Below are 20,323 nucleotides of genomic sequence, written 5' to 3'. Positions count from 1 at the left end.
CGCGGCCATCGAGCCGCGGCCAAGAACCATAACCAAGTGGAGGAAACGAAGAATGCGAAGCTTTGTCCTGCCGATTCTGGGCGCTGTCGGCATCCTGGCGGCCACGCCTGTCATGGCGCAGCAGGCCCCCATCGTCATCAAGTTCAGCCACGTCGTCGCCACCGAGACGCCGAAGGGCAAGGGCGCCGAGAAGTTCAAGGAACTGGCCGAGGCGCGCACCGGCGGCAAGGTCAAGGTCGAGGTCTATCCCAACAGCCAGCTCTACAAGGACAAGGAGGAGCTGGAGGCGCTTCAGCTCGGCGCGGTGCAGATGCTGGCCCCGTCGCTGGCCAAGTTCGGCCCGCTGGGGGTTAAGGAGTTCGAGGTCTTCGACCTGCCCTACATCTTCCCGAACAAGGAATCGCTGACCAAGGTGACGCAGGGGCCGCTCGGCCAGGGGCTCTTGAAGAAGCTGGAGCCCAAGGGGATCATCGGGCTGGCCTACTGGGACAACGGCTTCAAGATCATGAGCGCCAACCGGCCGCTGAAGACGCCGGAGGACTTCAAGGGCCTGAAGATGCGCATCCAGTCCTCCAAGGTGCTGGAGGCGCAGTTCCGGGCGCTGGGCGCGCTGCCGCAGGTCATGGCGTTCTCCGAGGTCTACCAGGCCATGCAGACCGGCGTGGTGGACGGCTCCGAGAACACGCCGTCCAACATGTACACACAGAAGCATCACGAGGTGCAGAAGAATATCACGCTGTCCGACCACGGCTACATCGGCTACGCGGTGATCGTGAACAAGAAGTTCTGGGAAGGTCTGCCGGCCGACGTCCGCACCGCGCTGGACGGCGCCATGAAGGACGCCACCACCTACGCCAACCAGATCGCCCAGAAGGAGAACGACGACGCCGTGACCGCCATGAAGGCCGCCGGCAAGTCGGAGTTCCACACCATGACCGACGCCGAACGGGCGGCGTGGCGCAAGGCCATGCTGCCGGTGCACGATGACATGGCGTCCCGGGTCGGCAAGGACCTGATCCAGGCGTTCTACAAGGAGACGGGGGTGGCGGGGAACTGAGCGGCGGACGTATTGCCCCCCTCCCGACCTCCCCCCGCTTCGCAGGGGGAGGAGAGTTCCCCTCCCCTGCGAAGCGGGGGAGGGGTCAGGGGTGGGGGCAAGCGCGTCAGGAAAGCACCCGCACCGGCGCCCCCGCCACCCAGGCCAGGATGTCCTCCAGCGCCTCGCGGTAGAACACCGCGTAGTTCTCCTGCGTGACGTAGCCGAGGTGCGGGGTCAGCACCGTGTTGTCGAGGGCGCGCAACGGGTGGTCGGGCGGCAGCGGCTCCACCGAGAAGACGTCCAGCCCGGCTCCGGCGATGCGCCGGTGCGCCAGCGCCTCGACCAGCGCCGATTCGTCCACCAGCCCGGCGCGCGCCGTGTTGATGAACCACGCGGTGGACTTCATGGCGCCGATCTCCGCGGCGCCGACGGTGCCGCGGCTGCGCTCGCCCAGCACGAGGTGCAGGGTCACCACGTCCGATGTGGCGAACAGCTCCGGCTTGTCCACGCGGCGGACGCCGACCTCGGCCGCGCGCGCGTCGGTGAGGTTCTGGCTCCACGCCACCACGTCCATGCTGAAGGCGAGGCCGACGCGGGCGACCTGCGCACCCAGCTTGCCGAGGCCGACCACGCCCAGCCGCTTGCCGGTCAGCGTGGTGGTCAGCCCGGTCTGCCAGGAACCGGCGCGCAGCGCGCGGTCCTCCATCGGGATGCGCTTGGCCAGCGCCAAAATCAGGCCCCAGGCCAGCTCGGCGGTCGGCGTGCCGCCGATGGCGGTGCCGCACACGGCGATGCCGCGCGCCTTGCACGCCTCCAGGTCGATGGCGAGGTTGCGGGTGCCGGTGGTCACCAGCAGCCGCAGGTTCGGCAGCCGGGCGATCAACTCGGCGGGGAACGGCGTGCGCTCCCGCATGATGACCAGCACGTCGAAGGGCTCCAGCGCCGCCACCAGCCGTTCGCGGTCGGCGATGTGCTCGTGGAAGACCTGGAGTTCGCTGCCCGGCGGCAGGCGGTCCCAGTCGGCGAGGGAGCGCACGGTGCGCTGGTAGTCGTCGAGGATGGCGATCTTCATGACGCCATGGTGTCCCGGTGCACGAGGCCGCGCAAGGCGGAAGCGAGGTCGCCGCGCTCGCCGGCGCGGATCCGCTCCAGCCCCAGCCAGCGGGCGAGGCGGCGCAACTCGTCGGCCAGCGCTTCGGCGGCGTGCGGCGGGGCGGCGGGTTCGGCGAAGGCGGCCAGGACGTGCAGCGTGCCGGCACCGCGCTCCGCCTTCAGGTCGACGCGGGCGACCGGGCGGTCGCCGAGCAGGAAGGGCAGCACGTAATAGCCGTACTGCCGCTTCTCGGCCGGGGTGTAGATCTCGATCCGGTAGCGGAAGCCGAACAGCCGCTCGGCGCGCGAACGCTCCCACACCAGCGGGTCGAAGGGGGCGAGCAGGGCGGCGGCGTCGATGCGACGTGGGCGCTGGGCGTCGCGGTGCAGGTAGGCGGCCTGCGGCCAGCCCTCGACCTCCACGGGGATCAGCGTGCCGTCCTCGACCAGCTCGGGCAGGCGTGCCCTGGCGTCGTCGGCGTCGAGGCGGAAGTAGTCGCGCAGGTCGGCGGCGGTGGCGACGCCGTGGGCGCGGGCGGCCAGCTCCAGCAGGGCGCGGTGGGCGTCCGGCTCGTCGGGTGTCGGGGCGCTGAGGACCGACTCGGGCAGCACGCGTTCGGGGAGGTCGTAGAGGCGCTCGAAGCCGCGGCGGGAGTGGGTGGTGATGCGGCCGGCCCAGAACAGGAATTCCAGCGCGCGCTTGGCGTCGCTCCAGCCCCACCAGCTGCCGCGGCCGCGGCTGCCCTCCACGTCGGAGGCGGCGACCGGGCCGCGGTCGCGCACCACGGCGTAGGCCGTCTCGATGAAGTCCGGGCGGGCGGCGGCGAGCTTGGCGAGTTCGCCGTAGATTCCCCGCCCGCCCGCCGCCCGCGCCATCCGCCAGCGCAGCAGCGGGTGCAGGTCGAGCGGCAGCAGCGAGGCCTCGTGCGCCCAGTACTCGAACAGCGTCCGCTTGCGCCCCCAGGCCGCGTCGTCGAGCAGGGCAGCGGGGTAGGGGCCGAGGCGGGAGAACAGCGGCAGGTAGTGCGCCCGCACCACCGCGCTGACCGAATCGATCTGCAGCAGCTGCGTGCGCTCCAGCGTCCGGCGCAGGTGGCCGCGGTCGATGGCGCCGGGCGGGCGGGCTCTGGCGAAGCCCTGTGCCGCCAGGGCGATGCGCCGCGCCTCGCGGGCGGAAATCCGGGGAAGCGCCATCGTTCGTCCGCCCGCGTGATACTCTGTGAAACGCTGTGCAACGCTCCGCGGCGTGGCGTTTCATTCGGCCGCGGAAACTAGGACAATGATCCTACTGAATTCGACGCGCCTCCGCAACGGGTTTGCGGCTGCTGCCAGTGGAAGAGCACGACGACGCAACGCCCGTCCTGGCCGCGGCGGATGTCGGCGCGGGTGATCCGGCCGTTGACCTCCTTGCGCCAGCGGTTCGGCGCGCCGACGAAGACGAATCGCTCGCGCTTCAGCAGCTCGGTCGCTTCGGGGACGCCGGCGACGTGCAGCTGGTGCACGTCGAGCGGCGTGAACGGCTCGGTGATGCTGGTTGCCACGGCATTGCCCATGGTGGCGGTCCTCCTCTTTCCACCATGATGGGGCTGATCGAAAGAGGTAGGTGTGGCAAAGCCGTGGCCTTGGGGTGGACAGAAATGGGACTTGGGCGCGTGTTGCCCCCACCCTAACCCTCCCCCGCTATCGCAGGGGAGGGAACTCCGCCGCTCTGCCCCCTCCCCTGCGACTGCTCTCGCGCAAGCGAAGCTTGCGCTGACGCGGCAGGCGGATCCTTTGGATCCGCCGAGAGCGGGGGAGGGATGGGGTGGGGGCTCTGGAGGTCAGGTCGCCACGTCCGGCTTCGTCCGCCCGGTGTGCCGCTGGATGCCGGCGAGGTCGGCGGCGACGGCGGCCAGTTCGGCCAGCGCCACCGGCGCGTCCAGGCCGTGCTCGCCGCCGACCGGCTCGTAGCGCTCGAAATAGACGCGCAGCGTGGCGCCGGCGGTGCCGGTGCCGGACAGGCGGTAGACGATGCGCGAGCCGTCCTCGAACGACACCCGCAGGCCCTGCCGCTCGGAGCGGCTGCCGTCCACCGGGTCGGTGTAGGCGAACTCGTCGGCGGTGGCGACGCGGCGGCCGGCGAGGCTGGTGCCGGCCAGCAGCGGCAGACGGTTGCGCAGCTCGTCGATGAGCCGGTCGGCGGCGGCCTGCTCGATGGCCTCGTAATCGTGGCGGCCGTAGTAGGTGCGCCCGTAGGTGTTCCAGTGCTCGGCCATCAGCTCGGCCACGGAGAGGCGGCGGGCGGCCAGCACGTTCAGCCACATCAGCACGGCCCACAGGCCGTCCTTCTCGCGCACGTGGTCGGCGCCGGTGCCGAAGCTCTCCTCGCCGCACAGGTTGATGCGGCCGTCGTCGAGCAGCGTGCCGAAGAACTTCCAGCCCGTCGGCGTCTCGTAGCAGCGGATGCCCAGCGCCTCGGCGACGCGGTCCACCGCGCGGCTGGTCGGCATGGAGCGCGCCACACCCGTCAGGCCGCCCCTGAAGGCCGGCACGTGCGTGGCGTTGGCGGCCAGCACGGCGAGGCTGTCGCTGGGCGACACGAAGACGCCGCGCCCCAGAATCATGTTGCGGTCGCCGTCGCCGTCCGAGGCGGCGCCGAAGTCCGGCGCGTCCGGGCCGTTCAGCGCGGCGACGAGGTCAACCGCGTGGGCGAGGTTGGGGTCGGGGTGGTGGCCGCCGAAATCCTCCAGCGGCACGGCGTTGATGGCGGTGCCGGCCGGGGCGCCGAGGCGGTGCTCCAGGATCTCCACCGCGTAGGGGCCGGTGACCGCGTGCATGGCGTCGAACACCATGCGGAAGCCGGACGCGAACAGGGCGCGGATCGCGTCTATGTCGAACAGCGAATCCGTCAGTTCGGCGTAGTCGGCGACCGGGTCGATCACCTCCACCACCATGCTGCCGAGCCGGCGCTCGCCGATCTGGTCGAGGTCGACGTCGGGCGCGTCGACGGTGCGGTACTCGGCGATCTCCTTCGAGCGCTTGAAGAAGGCCTCGGTCAGCGCCTCGGGGGCGGGGCCGCCGTTGGCGGCGTTGAACTTGATGCCGAAGTCGCCGTCCGGGCCGCCTGGGTTGTGGCTGGCCGACAGGATGATGCCGCCCAGCGCCTTGCGCTTGCGGATGACGCAGGAGGCGGCCGGAGTGGACAGGATGCCGCCGGCGCCGACCACGAGGCGGGCCACGCCGTTGGCGGCGGCCATCTTCACGATGGTCTGGATGGCGGTGCGGTTGTGGTAGCGCCCGTCGCCGCCGAGCACCAGCGTCGCCCCGGGGATGCCCTGCACGCAGTCGATGATCGACTGCACGAAGTTCTCCAGGTAGCGGGGCTGTTCGAAGGTCTGCACCGACTTGCGCAGCCCCGAGGTGCCGGGGCGCTGGCCGTCGAAGGGAGTCGTCGGACGGATGACGGGATCCACGCGGTGTCCTTTCCGAAAGCGAACCGTGGTGGCGGGTACGATGCGCAGTTCCGCAGGCACAATCAACAGGGCAGGGTGTTGCTTCGTGCCCTCCCCCAGCTCCGCTGGGGGAGGGTTGGGTGGGGGCTACGGCTTCTGGGGAACGCCGTAGCCCCCACCCTCCCGCTGCGCGGGTCCCTCCCTCCCCCGCCGGAGGCGGGGGAGGGCTCGCAGAGTCATGCCGCCCGCGTGCTTGCGCCCGCCGTCGCCTTTTCCCACAGCTCGCGGAAGCGGGGCTGGCGCTCGACCAGCTCGTCGAGCGTGCCGAGGTCGAGGAGGCGCCCGTCGGCCATGTAGACGATGGTGCCGAAGCGCGGCAGCAGGTGCAGGCGGTGGATCGAGGAGATCACGCAGGCCTCCGGGAACTCGGCCAGCAGGTTGCCGTAGACCTCGGCCTCGGTGGCGGGGTCGAGGCTGCTGGTCGGCTCGTCCAGCATGATGATCGAGCTGGAGCGGGCTGCCAGGATGCCGCGGGCCAGCGCCAGGCGCTGCTTCTGGCCGCCGGACAGGTTGCCGCCGCGCTCGACGATGGGGGTGTCGAGGCCGTGCGGCAGGCCCTCGACGATCGGCGTCAGGCGGGCGAGGTCGCAGGCGCGGCGGACCTCCTCCTCCGGCACCTCGACGCCCATGGTGACGTTGTGGCCCACCGTGTTCTCGAAGATCTCCGGGTCCTGCGGGATCAGCGTGGCGGCGGAGCGCAGGTCGGCGAGTTCGGGGTGCACCACGCCGTCGATGTGGAAGCGCACGGCGTTCGCCTCGTAGAGGCCGCTCAGCACCCGCATCAGCGAGCTCTTGCCGGAGCCGCTCTCGCCGACCAGGGCGATGCGGTCGCCGCGACGGAGCGTGATCGTCACGTCGTCCAGCGTCGGCACCGCGCGGCGGCGGTTCGGGTGGTAGAAGCGCAGGCCGTCGACGCGGATCTCCCGCCAGCCCTCCGGCACGTGGCCGCCGGAGCCGCGGCGCTCCGCGGCATCGAAGATCTCGTCGGCGCCCGAGAGGTCGGTGCCGTTGCGCACGATGTCCTGCCACTGGTTGGCGAAGGAGCCGACCACGTCGCCGATCTGCTGCGAGTACTGGTAGACCATCACCGCGGTGCCGACCATGATCACCCCGGCCGACCGCCACTCCAGCCACGCGTACAGCGCCACCAGGGCGACGCGCAGGACCTGCCCGAACAGCTCGATGGTCAGCCACTTCGTCTCGTTGACCACGATGTTGCGGCGCAAGGGGGCGAAGACGGCGTGCAGGCGGTGCGCCATGGCGGTGCGCGTCGCCTCCTCCAGGCGCAGGGTCAGCACGGTGCCGACGTTGCCCAGGCTGTCCACCAGCTCGGCGCCGTAGCGGCGCTCGGCGCTGTTCTCGTCGTTGATCAGGCGGGCCATGGTGCGGTCGAGGCGCAGCACGATGGCGCCCAGCACCGCATACGCGGCGACGGCGGCGAGGCCGACCGGCGCCGAGATGACGAACAGCGCGACCAGCGGGCCGAACAGGCCGACGAGGTTCTGCAGGTAGGTGTACTGGTGCTGCGCGAAGGCGAACAGGGCGAGGTTGGCCTTGCCGATGCGCTGGATGGTCTCGCCGGAGTGGTGCGCCTCGTGCCAGCCCATGGGCAGGCGCATCAGCTTGGCGTAGACGGCGTCGGAGAAGCGTTCGCGGATCTTCAGGGCGGCGAAGCGCTCGACCACCCGGCCGGGGCCGTGCAGCAGCCAGCCCAGCACCCCGGCGCCGAGCATCAGCAGCAGCGCCGTGGTGGCGCCGCGCACGTCCTGCGCGCGGGTGTCCTGCAGCGCGTTGACCGCCGCGCCGAAGAAGTAGGGCACCGCGAGTCGCGCCAGCTGGGCGCCGAACAGCAGCGCGAAGAACGCCACCACCAGATGCCGGCTGCCGGCGGCGAAGTGCCAGATGGCGCGGTAGAGGCGGGTGAGGTTGCTGCGGGGCTTGGGTTGCATGCGTCCAACAACGGTGGGAGGGCGGGATCGGTTCGGCGACGGTGATCCATGCACGCGGCGCGGTTGCGCGCCGCCCGGACGGGTTGCACCATGCGTGCGGACGCGGCCGTATGCGCCGCCGCATAACGCAGAGGAAACCGCATCGTGCATCGCCTTTCCACCTTTGCCCGTTCGGCGCTGGTCGCGCTGGCCGTGGCGGTTCCCGCGGCCGCGGCGCTGCCGGCGCTGGCCGCACCCCCGGCGCAGCAGCGCACCCAGGTGCCGGGCTTCTACCGCATGGCGCTGGGCGCCTTCGAGGTCACCGCGGTCTACGACGGCTACGTCGACCTCGACCCGAAGATCCTCACGGGCATCGCCGCCAACGACATCCAGGGCCTGATCGCCCGCATGTTCCAGGAATCGACTCCGGGCGTGCAGACGGCGGTCAACGCCTTCCTGGTGCACACGGGCCAGAACCTCGTGCTGGTCGATACGGGCGCGGCCGGGGTGTTCGGCCCGACGCTGGGCGGCATCGGCGCCAACATCCGCGCCGCCGGCTACGACCCGGCGCAGGTCGATACCGTGCTGCTGACCCACCTGCACGGCGACCATGCCGGCGGCCTGCTGGCCATGGACGGCAAGCCGCTGTTCCCCAACGCCACCGTGCTGGCGGCCAAGGAGGAGGCGGCGTTCTGGCTGGACGAGGCGGTCGCCGCCAAGATGCCGGCCGACGCGCAGCCCTTCTTCAAGATCGCCCGCGACTCGGTGGCGGCGTATCAGGCCGCCGGCCGCTTCAAGGCCTTCGCGGCGGGTGACGAGCCGGTGCCGGGCATCCGGACGGTGGCGGCGTTCGGCCATACGCCGGGGCACACCGGGTACCTGATCAGCTCGGGCGGCAAGAGCCTGCTGGCCTGGGGCGACATCGTGCACAACCACGCCGTCCAGTTCGCCCGCCCCGAGGTCGTCATCGAGTTCGACGTCAACAAGGAGCAGGCGCTCGCCACCCGCCGCAGGATCTTCGACGACGCGGCGCGCGACAAGCTGTGGGTCGCCGGCGCCCATCTGCCGTTCCCCGGCATCGGCCACGTCCGCGCCGAGGGCGGCGTGTACGCCTGGGTGCCGGTCGAGTACGGTCCGCTGCGCAAGGACCGCTGATCGCACGGGTTTTGACTTTTTTGGATGTACCGTCAGTAGAACTGACGGTACATCCTACTGCATTTCTGTACCAATCCCCCGCCGTATCCGTTAGACTCATTCTCATTCTCAGCCCCTACAAAGGGAGGGGACATGCCGGACATGGGCGGATCCGCCACCATCACGGCCGAAGAGCTGCTGGCCTCGCGCGAGCTGTTCGAGGGCATCCTGGCCATCGCGGCGGACGCCGTGGTCTCGGTCGATCAGGCGCAGCGCATCATCCTGTTCAACCAGGGCGCCGAGCGCATCTTCCAGTTCACGGCGGCGGAGGTGCTGGGGCAGCCGCTGGAGATTCTGCTGCCGACCTTCGCCCGCGCCGGCCACGGCCGGCAGGTGGAGCGGTTCGGGCAGTCCCCCGTGCCGGCCCGCCAGATGGGCGAGCGCAGCGTCATCCGCGGCCGCCGCAAGGACGGCGAGGAGTTCCCGGCGGAGGCGTCGATCTCCCGCATCGTGGTGGGCGGGCGCACGGTGTTCACCGCCATCCTGCGCGACGTCACCCAGGAGCGCGCGGCGGAGGAGGCGATCAACAGCCTGAACACCGACCTGCGCCGCCGCGCCACCCAGCTGGAGAACGCCAACCGTGAGCTGGAGGCCTTCTCCTATTCCGTCTCGCACGACCTGCGCGCGCCCCTGCGCTCGATCTCCGGCTTCAGCCAGGTGCTGACCGAGGACTATTCCGACCGCCTGGACGAGGAGGGACGGGACTACCTGAAGCGGATCGGCGACGCCAGCCAGCGCATGGCGCAGCTGATCGACGACCTGCTCGACCTGTCGCGGCTGTCGCGCGGCGAGGTGCGGCGGGCGCCGGTGGACCTCAGCGCGCTGGCGACGGCGGTGATCGCCGACCTCGTGGCCGCCCATCCGGACCGCCGGGTCGCGGTGAGCATCGCCCCCGGCCTGAAGGCCGAGGCCGACCCGCACCTGGTGCGCACGGTGCTGGTCAACCTGCTGGGCAACGCCTGGAAGTACACCAGCCGCAAGGACCACGCGCACGTCACGTTCGGCGCGACGGCGGACGAGGAGGGGCAGCCGGCCTTCTTCGTGCGCGACGACGGCGCCGGCTTCGACATGGCGTACGCCGACAAGCTGTTCGGCGCCTTCCAGCGCCTGCACGGCATGAAGGACTTCCCCGGCACCGGCGTCGGCCTCGCCACCGTGCAGCGCATCGTCCACAAGCACGGCGGCCGCGTGTGGGCGGAGGGTGTTGTCGATAGGGGTGCCACCTTCTACTTCACTCTTCAGTAGAGGGGAGAGCGATGGGCATGAAACCGATCCTGCTGGTCGAGGACAATCCCGACGACGAGTTGCTGACGCTGCGCGCGCTGAAGAAGAACCACATCCAGAACGACGTGGTGGTGGCGCGCGACGGGCCGGAGGCGCTGTCCTGGCTGTTCGGCGACGAGTCGCTCGGGCGCGAGGCGATCGCGCCGTCCATCGTGCTGCTCGACCTCAAGCTGCCGAAGATCGACGGCATCGAGGTGCTGCGCCGCATCCGCACCGATCCGCGCACCCGGCTGGTGCCGGTGGTGATCCTGACCTCGTCGCGCGAGGAGCAGGACCTGATCAACGGCTACCAGCTCGGCGCCAACAGCTACATCCGCAAGCCCGTCGACTTCCCCGAGTTCATCCAGGCGGTGCGGCAACTCGGCCTGTACTGGCTGATCCTGAACGAAGCGCCGCCGGGGTAAGCCCATGCACGCCCTGCCGCCGGTTCTCAACGTCCTGATCGTCGACGACAGCCACGACGACGCGCTGCTGATCGCCCGGCACATCCGCAAGCAGGGCCACGGGATCACATGGACGCGCGTCGACACCGCCGAGGACATGCTGAAGGCGCTGCGCGAGACGCGCTGGGACGTCATCATCTCCGACGTCAACATCCCCGGCTTCGGCGCGGCGAGCGCGCTCGCGCTGTACAAGGACGTCGGCTGCGGCTGCCCGTTCATCGTCGTCTCCGGCATCGTCGGCGAGGAGGCGGCGGTGTCGCTGCTGAAGGCGGGGGCCGGCGACTTCCTGCTGAAGTCCAACCTCGCCCGGCTGGTCACCGCGCTGGAGCGCGAGTTCCAGGACTGGCAGGTCCGCCTGGAGAAGGCGCGCGCCGAGGCGGCGCTGCGCGCCAGCGAGGAGCGCTACGCGCTCGCCGCGCGCGGCGCCAACGACGGGCTGTGGGACTGGGACCTGATCGGCGGCGGCATCTACCTGTCGGTGCGCTGGCAGGAGATCGTCGGCCATGTTCCCGGTCTCGGGGCGGCCCTGCCGCCCGACCCGGAGGAGTGGTTCGGCCGCGTCCACCCGGACGACCGCGAGGACGTGCACTCGGCCATCGCGCTGCACATCGCCGGCCTGTCGCCGACGCTGTCCATCGAGCACCGGTTGCGCCACGCCGACGGCGGCTGGCGCTGGGTTCTGGCGCGCGGCATGGTGGTGCGCAACGAGGCGGGCAAGCCGCTGCGCATGGCCGGCTCGCTGACCGACGTCACCGCCTCCAAGCTGGCCGAGCAGGAGATCCGCCGCGGCAAGGAGGAGCTGGAGCACGCGCTGGCCTCCAAGACGCGCTTCCTGGCGGCGGCCAGCCACGACCTGCGCCAGCCGTTCCAGGCGATGCGGCTGTACCAGCACATGCTCAGCGAGAAGGTGGCCGACCCCGCCTGCCGCAAGATGGTCGGCGCGTTGGGCGAGGCGATGTCGGCGGGCGAGGCGCTGCTGCACGCGCTCCTGGACGTGTCGACGCTGGACGCCGGCATCGTGCCGGTCAACCGCTCGACCTTCCCGGCGCTCGACGTCGCCTCCGCGGTGACCCGCGAGTTCGAGCAGGAGGCCGGGACCCGCAACATCGACCTGCGCGTCGCCGGCTGCGCCGACGTGGTCGACAGCGACCCGACGCTGCTCGGCCGCATCCTGCGCAACCTGCTGTCCAACGCGCTGCGCTACACGCCGAACGGCGGCCGGGTTCTGGTCGCCTGCCGGCGCCGCGGCCCGGTGCTGGCCATCGAGGTCTGGGACACCGGCATCGGCATCGCGCCGGACATGCAGGAAGCGGTGTTCGAGGACTTCGTCCAGGTCGCCAACCCGGAGCGCGACCGCCGCCACGGCCTCGGCCTCGGCCTCGCCATCGTGCGGCGCACGGCGCGGCTGCTGGGCTGCGAGGTGGCGGTGCGCTCGCAGCCGGGCAAGGGGTCGACCTTCACCGTCGCGCTGCCGCGCGTCGCCCCGGTGTCCGCACCGAACGTGGTGCACCTGGCGACCCGCAAGGAGGGGCCGAAGCCCATGGACGCTCAGCACATCCTGCTGATCGAGGACGACGTCATCCAGGGAACCGCGCTGCGCCAGCTGCTGGAGGTGTGGGGCTACACGGTCACCCTGGCCGGCACCGCCGAGGATGCCTTCGCCTACATGGCCGGGGCGGCGGCGATGCCGCGCCTGATCATCAGTGACTTCCGCCTGCCCGGCGAATTCAACGGCGTGCAGGCGGTGGCGCGCATCTGCAACGAGGCGCGCCGTCACATCCCGGCGATCATCGTCACCGGCGACACCGCGCCCGAGCGCATCAAGGAGGCCACCGCCACCGGCTGCCGCCTGCTGCACAAGCCCTACGACCCGGCGGTGCTGAAGGCGACCATGGAGGCGATCAGCGAGCCTGCGGCGACGGGCGGCCGCGACGCCGGGCGGCGGGAGTGATGGGATAGCCACGGATACCCCCCTCCACCGCCCGGCGGGGGAGGGTTAGGGTGGGCGCAAGGAACCGGGAGTCCGGCCCATGCGCACCCTTCTCCCCCTCGCCGTCCTCCTGGCCCTGACGGGCTGTGCGCCGGGCATGTACGTGCTGGGCGCGCTGCCGGCGGCCGTGGCCGGAATGGCGTCGCCGATTCGCGACGGCGGGATGCCGGGCGGCAACCCCTATCCGGTCAGCTACGGCCGCATCGCCGACGTGCCCGGCCGCGCCCAACTGCCGGCCGACGGGCCGCTGTGGTCGCTCACCCCCGCCGCGCCGCGGGCCGCCTGCGCCGCCCAGCCCGCGTGGCTGTCGCCGCCGCCCTGGCGCGCCGCCCCGAATCGGGAGCATCCGCGCGACCCCACCGCCGCCGTCTACGGCTGCGCGCCCGCGCTTTGAGCGCCCGCGACGCAACACTCCGTTGCGGACGCAGCCCCTTAACGGGCGGTGCCGCCGCGGGTTAGCCTGGGTCCCCAACGCCTAAATCCCAGGGGATGGAGACATGAAGCTGTACCTGAAGCCCGGCGCCTGCTCGCTCGCGTCGCACATCGTGCTGCGCGAGGCCGGGCTGCCGTTCGACCTCGTCAAGGTGGACCTTGCGGCCAAGAAGACCGAGGACGGCGGCGATTTCCTGGCCGTCAACCCGAAGGGGCAGGTGCCCACCCTCGGCCTCGACGAGGGCGGCATCCTCACCGAGGGGCCGGTGATCCTGCAGTTCGTCGCCGACAAGGCGCCGGCCAAGGGCCTCGTCCCGGCGCACGGCTCGCTGGAGCGCTACCGCGTGCTGGAATGGCTGAACTTCGTCGGCACCGAGCTGCACAAGACCTTCAGCCCGCTGTTCCGCCCGACCACGCCGGACGCCTTCAAGGCGACGCTGAAGGAGCTGCTGGCCGCCAAGTTCGGCGTGCTCGACCGGCGTCTCGCGGACAGCCGCTTCCTGGCCGGCGAGTCGTTCACCATCGCCGACGCCTACGCCTTCACCGTGCTGCGCTGGGCGGCGCCGATGGGCCTCGACCTGGCCACGTGGCCGAACGTCGCCGCCTATTTCGCCCGCGTCGGCGAGCGTCCGGCGGTGCGCGAGGCGCTGGCGGCCGAGGGCATCGGCTGACGCTGTTGCGGCGCCCCGCCCCAGGGGCGCCGCAAGTCCTTGACCGGCAAGGGGCATCCGCCGCATGGTGGCGGCGCGATGCTGTCCCAGAAAGCCAAATACGCGCTGCGCGCGCTGATCATGCTGGCCGAGCAGCCGGGGGACGACCTCGTGCTGATCGCCGATATCGCCGAGCGCGAGAACATCCCCCGCAAGTTCCTCGAGGCGATCCTGGTGGAGCTGCGCAAGGCCGGCCTGCTGTTCGCCAAGCGCGGCAAGAGCGGCGGCTACCGACTCGCCCGCACGCCGCCGGAGATCACCTTCGGCGAGGTGATCCGCCTGATGGACGGCCACATCGCGCCGATTCCCTGCGCCAGCAAGAACGCGTTCAAGCCGTGCACGGATTGCGAGGATCCGGCGACCTGCTCGACGCGCTGGCTGATGATCCAGGTGCGCGACGCCACCGCGGATGTGCTCGACAACCGCACGCTGGCCGACGCGCTGCGCCACCGGCAGTCGGTCGGCGAACTGCCGGCGAATTTCGACATCTGACCACGCACTTGCCCCCACCCTAACCACGGTCGCCCGCAAGTCGGGCGACCGCGTTCCGCCTACGACCGCCTTCGGCGCCCGTCCGGCTGCGCCGTCGGCTCCACGCCCCCGCTATCGCAGGGGAGGGAACTCCGCCGCATTGCCCCCTCCTCTGCGAAGCGGGGGAGGGATGGGGTGGGGGTTCGGCCCTGGCACCTCCCCAAAAAATCCCCGGCACCTCCGCCCTGCTCAAGTGTTTGAGTTGGCTGGCTTTTGCGCGTGCCCACCGGGAAACTCGTTGTGCCTCGCGAAAAGGGGCTTCCCAGCCGGGCATTCTTGCGACATTCTCCATGAAGAAACTAGAAAAACAAAAATGCGTACCACACACGATCAAGTGTGATTACCCGCCCCGCAATTCAGGGAAACGCGCATGCTGTCGATTCGCTTCCGCCCGCTCCTGGTCGCCGCCGGCGTCGCGCTGGCCGCCCTCGGCGCCCGCGCCGCCACCACGTCCGAGCCGATCCTCAACGTCTCGTACGACCCGACCCGGGAATTCTACACCGAGTTCAACCAGCTGTTCGCCAAGAAGTGGCAGACGGAGACCGGCGAGAAGCTGACCGTCAAGCAGTCGCACGGCGGCTCCGGCAAGCAGGCGCGCTCGGTCATCGACGGGCTGGCCGCCGACGTGGTGACGCTGGCGCTCGCCTACGACGTCGATGCCATCGCCGACGCCGGGCTGATCGGCAAGGACTGGATCAAGCGCCTGCCAGAGAATTCCGCCCCCTACACCTCGACCATCGTGTTCCTGGTGCGCAAGGGCAACCCCAAGCAGATCAAGGACTGGGACGACCTGATCAAGCCGGGCGTCCAGGTCATCACGCCGAACCCGAAGACCTCGGGCGGGGCGCGCTGGAACTACCTCGCCGCCTGGGCCTACGCCCGCGAGAAGAACGGCGGCGACGAGGGCAAGGCCAAGGAATTCGTGCAGAAGCTGTTCAAGAACGTGCCGGTGCTGGACAGCGGTGCGCGCGGCTCCACCGTCACCTTCACCCAGCGCGAGCTGGGCGACGTGCTGCTGGCCTGGGAGAACGAGGCGTACCTGTCGCTGCAGGAGTTCGGCGCCGACAAGTTCGAGATCGTCACCCCGTCGCTGTCGGTGCTGGCCGAGCCGTCGGTCGCCGTGGTCGATTCGGTGGTGGACCGCAAGGGCACCCGCAAGGTGGCCGAGGCCTACCTGCAGTTCCTCTACACCCGTGAGGGCCAGGAACTGGCCGCCAAGCACTACTACCGCCCCCGCCACCCGGAACTGGCCGGCGCCCAGTATGCGAACCGCTTCGCCAATGTTAGGCTCGTCACCGTCGATCAGGCCTTCGGGGGGTGGCGTGAGGCGCAGAAGCAGCATTTCTCGGACGGCGGGGTCTTCGACCAGATCTCGGGAGCGCGCTGATCCGTGTCGGCGGTCTCCTTGGCTGAACCCGTGCCCCTGCACCGCGGGGGCACGGTTCTGATGCGTCCAACCATCATTCCCGGCTTCCGGCTGACGCTCGGCATCACGGTGACGTACCTCAGCGTCATCGTGCTGCTGCCGCTGGCGGCGCTGGCGGTGAAGGCCGCCGGGCTGGGCTTCGGCGGTCTGTGGACCGCGCTGGCGACGGAGCGCGTGCTGTCGGCCTTCAAGGTCAGCTTCGGGCTGTCGCTGGTCGGCGCCGCGGTCAATGCCGTGGCCGGGCTGCTGGTCGCCTGGGTGCTGGTGCGTTACCGCTTTCCGGGCAAGCGCATCATCGACGCCTTCGTCGACCTGCCCTTCGCGCTGCCGACTGCGGTGGCCGGCATCGCGCTGACCGCGCTGTACGCGCCGAACGGCTGGGTGGGCGCGCTGCTGAAGGACTGGTTCGGCATGAAGGTGGCGTTCACGCCGCTGGGCATCGCCATCGCGCTGACCTTCATCGGCCTGCCCTTCGTGGTGCGCACGGTGGAACCGGTGCTGCAGGACCTGCCGCCGGAGGAGGAGGAGGCCGCCGCCTGTCTGGGCGCGTCGCGCTGGCAGACCTTCCGCCACGTCATCCTGCCGGCGCTGATGCCGGCGCTGCTGACCGGCTTCGCGCTGGCCTTCGCCCGCGGGGTGGGGGAGTACGGCTCGGTCATCTTCATCGCCGGCAACATGCCGGGCGTCACCGAGATCGCCCCGCTGCTGATCGTCATCAAGCTGGAGCAGTACGACTTCGCCGGGGCCGCCGCGGTCGGTATGCTGATGCTGCTGGTGTCGTTCGCGATGCTGCTCGTCCTCAACCTGCTGCAGGCCTGGATGCGGAGGCGTCATGCCCGGTGAAGCCCACGCCTCGCGCTCGACGCTGGTCGAGCCGCTCTGGCTGCGCGCGGCGCTGATCGTCGCGGCGCTGGCCTTCCTCGGGCTGTTCCTGCTGCTGCCGCTGACCGTGGTGTTCGTCGAGGCGCTGAAGCGCGGCGTCGGCGCCTACTGGAACGCGCTGCAGGAGCCGGACGCGCTGTCGGCGATCAAGCTGACCCTGATGACCGCGGGAATCGCGGTGCCGCTGAACCTGCTGTTCGGCGTCTGCGCCTCCTGGTGCATCGCCAAGTTCGACTTCCACGGCAAGCACCTGCTGATCACGCTGATCGACCTGCCGTTCTCGGTATCGCCGGTGATCTCCGGCATGGTCTACGTGCTGCTGTTCGGGCTGAACGGCCTGCTGGGGCCATGGCTGCGCGAGCACGACGTGCAGATCATCTTCGCCCTGCCGGGCCTGGTGCTGGCCACCATCTTCGTCACCTTCCCCTTCGTCGCGCGCGAGCTGATCCCGCTGATGCAGGAGCAGGGGACGGAGGAGGAGGAGGCCGCCATCGTGCTGGGTGCGTCCGGCTGGCAGACCTTCTGGCGGGTGACGTTGCCCAACATCAAGTGGGGCCTGCTGTACGGCGTGCTGCTGTGCAACGCCCGCGCGATGGGCGAGTTCGGCGCGGTGTCCGTCGTCTCCGGCCACATTCGCGGCGAGACCAACACCATGCCGCTGCACGTCGAGATCCTCTATAACGAATACAACTTCGTCGCCGCCTTCGCGGTCGCGTCGGTTCTGGCCCTCCTCGCCCTGGTCACGCTCGCGGCCAAGACGGTGCTGGAGTGGCGGTTCGGGCACGAGCTGGCGGCGACGCGGCGGGGTGGATAGGAAACGGTCATGGGTCTTCGGCTTTCGGGAATCTCCAAGCGCTTCGGCGACTACCAGGCGCTGGACACGGTCGACCTCGAGGTGCGCACCGGCGAGCTGCTGGCGCTGCTCGGCCCCTCGGGGTCGGGCAAGACGACGCTGCTGCGCATCATGGCCGGGCTGGAGCAGCCGGACACCGGCTCGCTCCAGCTGCACGGCGAGGAGGCGCTGGGCCTGAAGCCGCGCGAGCGCGGCGTCGGCTTCGTGTTCCAGCACTACGCGCTGTTCCGCCACATGACGGTGCTCGATAACGTCGCCTTCGGCCTGAAGGTCCGCCCGCGCGGCGAGCGGCTGCCCAACGCCGAGATCCGCCGCCGGGTCGAGGAGCTGCTGCGCCTCGTCCAGCTCGCCCCCTTCGCCGACCGCTACCCGGCGCAGCTGTCCGGCGGCCAGCGGCAGCGCGTGGCGCTGGCGCGGGCGCTGGCCATCGAGCCCAAGGTGCTGCTGCTCGACGAGCCGTTCGGCGCGCTCGACGCCAAGGTGCGCAAGGAGCTGCGCCGCTGGCTGCGCGGCCTGCACGACGAGATGCACATCACCTCGGTCTTCGTCACTCACGACCAGGAGGAGGCGCTGGAGCTGGCCGACCGCGTCGTGGTGATGAGCCAGGGCCGCATCGAGCAGGTCGGCACCCCGGCCGAGGTGTACGACAACCCCGCCTCCACCTTCGTCTACGAGTTCCTCGGGCAGGTGAACCGGCTGGACTGCGTGGTGGATGGCGGCATCGCGGCGCTGGCCGGCGGCGCCCTGCGGGTGGCGACCGGCGACCCGGTGCAGGGCCCGGCCGTCGCCTTCATCCGCCCGCACGACGTGACGCTGTCGCCCGACCCGGAGGGGCCGGGCAACGTGCTGGGCGTCGTCACCGTTGGCCCGCAGGCGCGCATCGAGGTCGGATTGGCCGGGCAGATCCTCGAGGCCGAGATGCCGCGCGACCGGCTGGCGCAGATCGGCCTGCGCCTCGGCCACCGCTGTGCCGTGCAGATCGAGCGGGTGCGCGCCTTCCCGCGCGTCTGATCCGGAACGGCGCTCCGTTCCCCGTGTTGTGCCCGACAGGATGGCAGAACCGGGAGGAGCCCGAGATGGACGACGACCGCCGCTGGAAAGCCGAACGCGGGCGCTGGCTTGGCCGCGACCGCGGCATGGAGGGGCGCGGGGACTGGACCCGCGAGGACCGGAACGTTCACCGCAACACCGATCCGAACCAGTACAGCCGCTACGGCCGCGACGAGGAGTGGGAAGGCCGCTTCGGGCCGGAAGACTACGGCGGCGGCACCAGCCGCGGCGGCGTCGACTACGAGCGCCAGGGCTTCCAGATTCGCGGCGGCGGGCGGGGTGACGATGACCGCGACCGTGATTACGGGGAGCGGCGCGACCTCGGCCGCGGTTTCGGCCAGGGCCGGGGCTTGCGCGATTACGCCCACGACGAATGGGGCGGCACCGATGCCGACCGCATGCGCGAGGACCGCGCCCGGCAGGTCCGCCGGGAGTTCGGCCGCGACTATGCCCGCGACCGCGCCCGCCGGATGCGCGAGGGGAGCGAGCGCGGCTGGCTGGAGCGCATGGGCGACGAGGTCGCCTCCTGGTTCGGTGACGAGGACGCCGAGCGCCGCCGCCGCGTGGACGAGGCGCGCAGCCATCGCGGCCGCGGCCCCCGCGGCTACACCCGCTCCGACGAGCGCATCCGCGAGGACGTCAGCGACCGCCTGACCGACGACCCGTACGTCGACGCCTCGGACATCGAGGTGACGGTGAGCGGCGGCGAGGTGACGCTGGCCGGCCACGTCGATCACCGCGGCGCCCGCCGCCGCGCCGAGGATCTGGCCGAGTCCGTCTCCGGCGTGACCCACGTGCAGAACAACCTGCGCGTCCGCCAGGGCACCGGCACGGGGGCCGGAGCCAGCGCCATGGCCGGCATGACGAAGACCCGCACGCCGTGACGACGCGGGAGGGGGCGGGCCGGCGTCGCTCCGCCGTTAGTCCGGACCGTCAGCCCCGGCGCGGCGGGACGGGAAGGGTGGGGTCCGCGGCACGGACGGCTCCCCGATCGTCACTCCGCCGCCTCTCCGCGGCGCGGCGCGGGGCCGCCGGTGCGGCGCGAGCGGCGCACCAGCAGCGTGCGCAGCACCTGGTCCAGCCCTTCGGCGAGGTGCTGGTGGTGTGCGTCGCTCAGCGAGGCGATGGCCGCGGCCAGCTCGTTGAGCGGGTCGTGCTCCAGAACCAGACGGCCGGCCGCCGTCAGCTCCAGGTTCACGGTGCGCCGGTCGCGCTCGCTGCGCGACCGGTCGAGCAGGCCCTTCTTCAGCAGCGCCGCGATGGTCTGGCTGGCGGTGCCCTTGGTGGTGCCGTGATAGCGCGCGAACGCCACGACGCTGCGGGCGCTCGGCGTTGCCTGCGCGAAGTAGCGCAGCGCCGACCATTGCGCCGGGTTCAGCCCCTCCGTGAAGGCGAGACTGGCCGTGGTGCGCAGTACCTGCGCCATCACCTCGGCGGTCGTGCGCGCGCTGGGGCGCATGCCATGGTCCTTGCGTGGGACAGGTCCGGCACCCGGCACCGTGAGTCGAAACGAACGAACCCAGTGTATCCGAGCGCCGCCGCGAGGCAAGAGCGCGGGGTGAAAAAACCTCTGGACAGTCCGAACGCCGGCGCCTATACAGCCGCTCCCCGGTCGGACGCCGGAGCCGGAAGCGGCTTCGGACGAGGAACGGGGCGGGCCTGGAAGGCCCGAGGGTGATGGGATCTCTGGTGCCGGCCGTCCGGCGCGCCGCGAAGGCGGTAGCCAAGACGGACGGAGCCGACGCAAAAAGGCCTTGACGGCCGATTGCGGAAGCGCTAGAAAGACCATCCGCTGCGGGCGATCGCCCGCCGCTCCTTCGATCTTCCAGACCAGATGATGCGGATCGAGCCGGGCTTCCCGGTAAGAAAACGCGTCCGGTCCTTCGAAGGGGACAGGGATCTTTGACAAGCGAATACCGAATGAGAAGGGATGCGCAGGCGGTCGGCTTTGCGGGTCGGGGTTCCCGGGGTTTTGGGG

Annotated in this window: 19 protein-coding genes; 13 read left to right on the top strand and 6 right to left on the bottom strand. The window is 70.9% G+C overall.

The features are described from left to right. Positions 1-52: 52 nt before the first annotated feature. Positions 53-1,057, top strand: a complete 1,005-nt coding sequence (locus tag TSO221_RS28695; RefSeq protein WP_109121926.1) for a TRAP transporter substrate-binding protein — start codon at positions 53-55, stop codon at positions 1,055-1,057. 106 nt (positions 1,058-1,163) lie between these two features. Here TSO221_RS28695 and TSO221_RS28690 read toward each other — a convergent pair whose 3' ends face one another. From TSO221_RS28690 to TSO221_RS28670, 5 genes are all read right to left on the bottom strand, one after another. Further along, positions 1,164-2,111 (bottom strand): D-2-hydroxyacid dehydrogenase family protein, encoded by a 948-nt coding sequence (locus TSO221_RS28690; protein ID WP_109121925.1) that lies wholly within the window; start codon positions 2,109-2,111, stop codon positions 1,164-1,166. Then, a complete protein-coding gene (locus tag TSO221_RS28685; RefSeq protein ID WP_109121924.1) occupies positions 2,108-3,325 on the bottom strand; it encodes a crosslink repair DNA glycosylase YcaQ family protein in 1,218 nt (405 codons plus the stop codon). Before TSO221_RS28685 ends, TSO221_RS28690 begins: the two co-directional genes overlap by 4 nt. A 77-nt stretch (positions 3,326-3,402) precedes the next feature. Further along, entirely contained in the window at positions 3,403-3,684 is a 282-nt protein-coding gene (locus TSO221_RS28680) for a hypothetical protein (protein WP_109121923.1), read from the bottom strand. Positions 3,685-3,951: 267 nt separating this feature from the next. After that, positions 3,952-5,583, bottom strand: coding sequence for an alpha-D-glucose phosphate-specific phosphoglucomutase (locus TSO221_RS28675; RefSeq protein WP_109121922.1), 1,632 nt, complete (start codon positions 5,581-5,583; stop codon positions 3,952-3,954). A gap of 215 nt (positions 5,584-5,798) precedes the next feature. Then, positions 5,799-7,571, bottom strand: a complete 1,773-nt coding sequence (locus TSO221_RS28670; protein WP_158284238.1) for an ABC transporter ATP-binding protein — start codon at positions 7,569-7,571, stop codon at positions 5,799-5,801. A gap of 144 nt (positions 7,572-7,715) precedes the next feature. Here TSO221_RS28670 and TSO221_RS28665 point away from each other — a divergent pair, with 144 nt between their 5' ends. From TSO221_RS28665 to TSO221_RS28610, 12 genes are all read left to right on the top strand, one after another. Further along, on the top strand, positions 7,716-8,705 hold the full coding sequence (locus TSO221_RS28665; RefSeq protein ID WP_199229667.1) for an MBL fold metallo-hydrolase: 990 nt from the start codon (positions 7,716-7,718) through the stop codon (positions 8,703-8,705). Positions 8,706-8,837: 132 nt separating this feature from the next. Next, complete coding sequence (locus TSO221_RS28660) at positions 8,838-9,989, top strand: ATP-binding protein (RefSeq protein WP_109121920.1); 1,152 nt, start codon at positions 8,838-8,840, stop codon at positions 9,987-9,989. Positions 9,990-10,006: 17 nt separating this feature from the next. Then, complete coding sequence (locus TSO221_RS28655; RefSeq protein ID WP_348770296.1) at positions 10,007-10,432, top strand: response regulator; 426 nt, start codon at positions 10,007-10,009, stop codon at positions 10,430-10,432. Between the two features lie 4 nt (positions 10,433-10,436). Beyond that, positions 10,437-12,422: a response regulator gene (locus tag TSO221_RS28650; protein ID WP_109121918.1), complete on the top strand. Its 1,986-nt coding sequence runs from the start codon at positions 10,437-10,439 to the stop codon at positions 12,420-12,422. A 79-nt stretch (positions 12,423-12,501) separates the two neighbouring features. Continuing rightward, complete coding sequence (locus TSO221_RS28645; RefSeq protein ID WP_109121917.1) at positions 12,502-12,855, top strand: hypothetical protein; 354 nt, start codon at positions 12,502-12,504, stop codon at positions 12,853-12,855. A gap of 103 nt (positions 12,856-12,958) precedes the next feature. After that, positions 12,959-13,564, top strand: coding sequence for a glutathione transferase GstA (gene gstA, locus TSO221_RS28640; protein ID WP_109121916.1), 606 nt, complete (start codon positions 12,959-12,961; stop codon positions 13,562-13,564). 78 nt (positions 13,565-13,642) lie between these two features. Then, positions 13,643-14,095, top strand: a complete 453-nt coding sequence (locus TSO221_RS28635) for an Rrf2 family transcriptional regulator (RefSeq protein ID WP_109121915.1) — start codon at positions 13,643-13,645, stop codon at positions 14,093-14,095. Between the two features lie 409 nt (positions 14,096-14,504). Further along, a complete protein-coding gene (locus TSO221_RS28630) occupies positions 14,505-15,521 on the top strand; it encodes a sulfate ABC transporter substrate-binding protein (protein WP_109121914.1) in 1,017 nt (338 codons plus the stop codon). Positions 15,522-15,581: 60 nt separating this feature from the next. Continuing rightward, positions 15,582-16,403, top strand: a complete 822-nt coding sequence (gene cysT / locus TSO221_RS28625; protein WP_109121913.1) for a sulfate ABC transporter permease subunit CysT — start codon at positions 15,582-15,584, stop codon at positions 16,401-16,403. Next, on the top strand, positions 16,393-17,256 hold the full coding sequence (gene cysW, locus TSO221_RS28620) for a sulfate ABC transporter permease subunit CysW (RefSeq protein WP_109121912.1): 864 nt from the start codon (positions 16,393-16,395) through the stop codon (positions 17,254-17,256). Before cysT ends, cysW begins: the two co-directional genes overlap by 11 nt. 9 nt (positions 17,257-17,265) lie before the next feature. Next, the gene (locus TSO221_RS28615) at positions 17,266-18,306 is read left to right on the top strand and encodes a TOBE-like domain-containing protein (protein WP_109121911.1); all 1,041 of its coding nucleotides are present in this window, start codon (positions 17,266-17,268) and stop codon (positions 18,304-18,306) included. Positions 18,307-18,371: 65 nt separating this feature from the next. After that, complete coding sequence (locus tag TSO221_RS28610) at positions 18,372-19,229, top strand: BON domain-containing protein (RefSeq protein WP_247878309.1); 858 nt, start codon at positions 18,372-18,374, stop codon at positions 19,227-19,229. 110 nt (positions 19,230-19,339) lie between these two features. On the opposite strand, the gene TSO221_RS28605 is transcribed toward TSO221_RS28610, so the two are convergent. Then, the gene (locus TSO221_RS28605) at positions 19,340-19,804 is read right to left on the bottom strand and encodes a MarR family transcriptional regulator (RefSeq protein WP_109121910.1); all 465 of its coding nucleotides are present in this window, start codon (positions 19,802-19,804) and stop codon (positions 19,340-19,342) included. Positions 19,805-20,323 lie beyond the last annotated feature (519 nt).

Source organism: Azospirillum sp. TSO22-1, assembly GCF_003116015.1.
GTDB lineage: Bacteria > Pseudomonadota > Alphaproteobacteria > Azospirillales > Azospirillaceae > Azospirillum.
This window is presented reverse-complemented; position numbering and strand designations above follow the sequence as displayed.

Bases quoted from the DNA above. Each gene is read 5' to 3' on its own strand.
- TSO221_RS28695 (WP_109121926.1), top strand. From the start codon at position 53: ATGCGAAGCTTTGTCCTGCCGATTCTGGGCGCTGTCGGCATCCTGGCG.
- TSO221_RS28690 (WP_109121925.1), bottom strand. From the start codon at position 2,111: ATGAAGATCGCCATCCTCGACGACTACCAGCGCACCGTGCGCTCCCTC.
- TSO221_RS28685 (WP_109121924.1), bottom strand. From the start codon at position 3,325: ATGGCGCTTCCCCGGATTTCCGCCCGCGAGGCGCGGCGCATCGCCCTG.
- TSO221_RS28680 (WP_109121923.1), bottom strand. From the start codon at position 3,684: ATGGGCAATGCCGTGGCAACCAGCATCACCGAGCCGTTCACGCCGCTC.
- TSO221_RS28670 (WP_158284238.1), bottom strand. From the start codon at position 7,571: ATGCAACCCAAGCCCCGCAGCAACCTCACCCGCCTCTACCGCGCCATC.
- TSO221_RS28660 (WP_109121920.1), top strand. From the start codon at position 8,838: ATGCCGGACATGGGCGGATCCGCCACCATCACGGCCGAAGAGCTGCTG.
- TSO221_RS28655 (WP_348770296.1), top strand. From the start codon at position 10,007: ATGAAACCGATCCTGCTGGTCGAGGACAATCCCGACGACGAGTTGCTG.
- TSO221_RS28650 (WP_109121918.1), top strand. From the start codon at position 10,437: ATGCACGCCCTGCCGCCGGTTCTCAACGTCCTGATCGTCGACGACAGC.
- TSO221_RS28645 (WP_109121917.1), top strand. From the start codon at position 12,502: ATGCGCACCCTTCTCCCCCTCGCCGTCCTCCTGGCCCTGACGGGCTGT.
- gstA (WP_109121916.1), top strand. From the start codon at position 12,959: ATGAAGCTGTACCTGAAGCCCGGCGCCTGCTCGCTCGCGTCGCACATC.
- TSO221_RS28635 (WP_109121915.1), top strand. From the start codon at position 13,643: ATGCTGTCCCAGAAAGCCAAATACGCGCTGCGCGCGCTGATCATGCTG.
- TSO221_RS28630 (WP_109121914.1), top strand. From the start codon at position 14,505: ATGCTGTCGATTCGCTTCCGCCCGCTCCTGGTCGCCGCCGGCGTCGCG.
- cysT (WP_109121913.1), top strand. From the start codon at position 15,582: ATGCGTCCAACCATCATTCCCGGCTTCCGGCTGACGCTCGGCATCACG.
- cysW (WP_109121912.1), top strand. From the start codon at position 16,393: ATGCCCGGTGAAGCCCACGCCTCGCGCTCGACGCTGGTCGAGCCGCTC.
- TSO221_RS28615 (WP_109121911.1), top strand. From the start codon at position 17,266: ATGGGTCTTCGGCTTTCGGGAATCTCCAAGCGCTTCGGCGACTACCAG.
- TSO221_RS28610 (WP_247878309.1), top strand. From the start codon at position 18,372: ATGGACGACGACCGCCGCTGGAAAGCCGAACGCGGGCGCTGGCTTGGC.
- TSO221_RS28605 (WP_109121910.1), bottom strand. From the start codon at position 19,804: ATGCGCCCCAGCGCGCGCACGACCGCCGAGGTGATGGCGCAGGTACTG.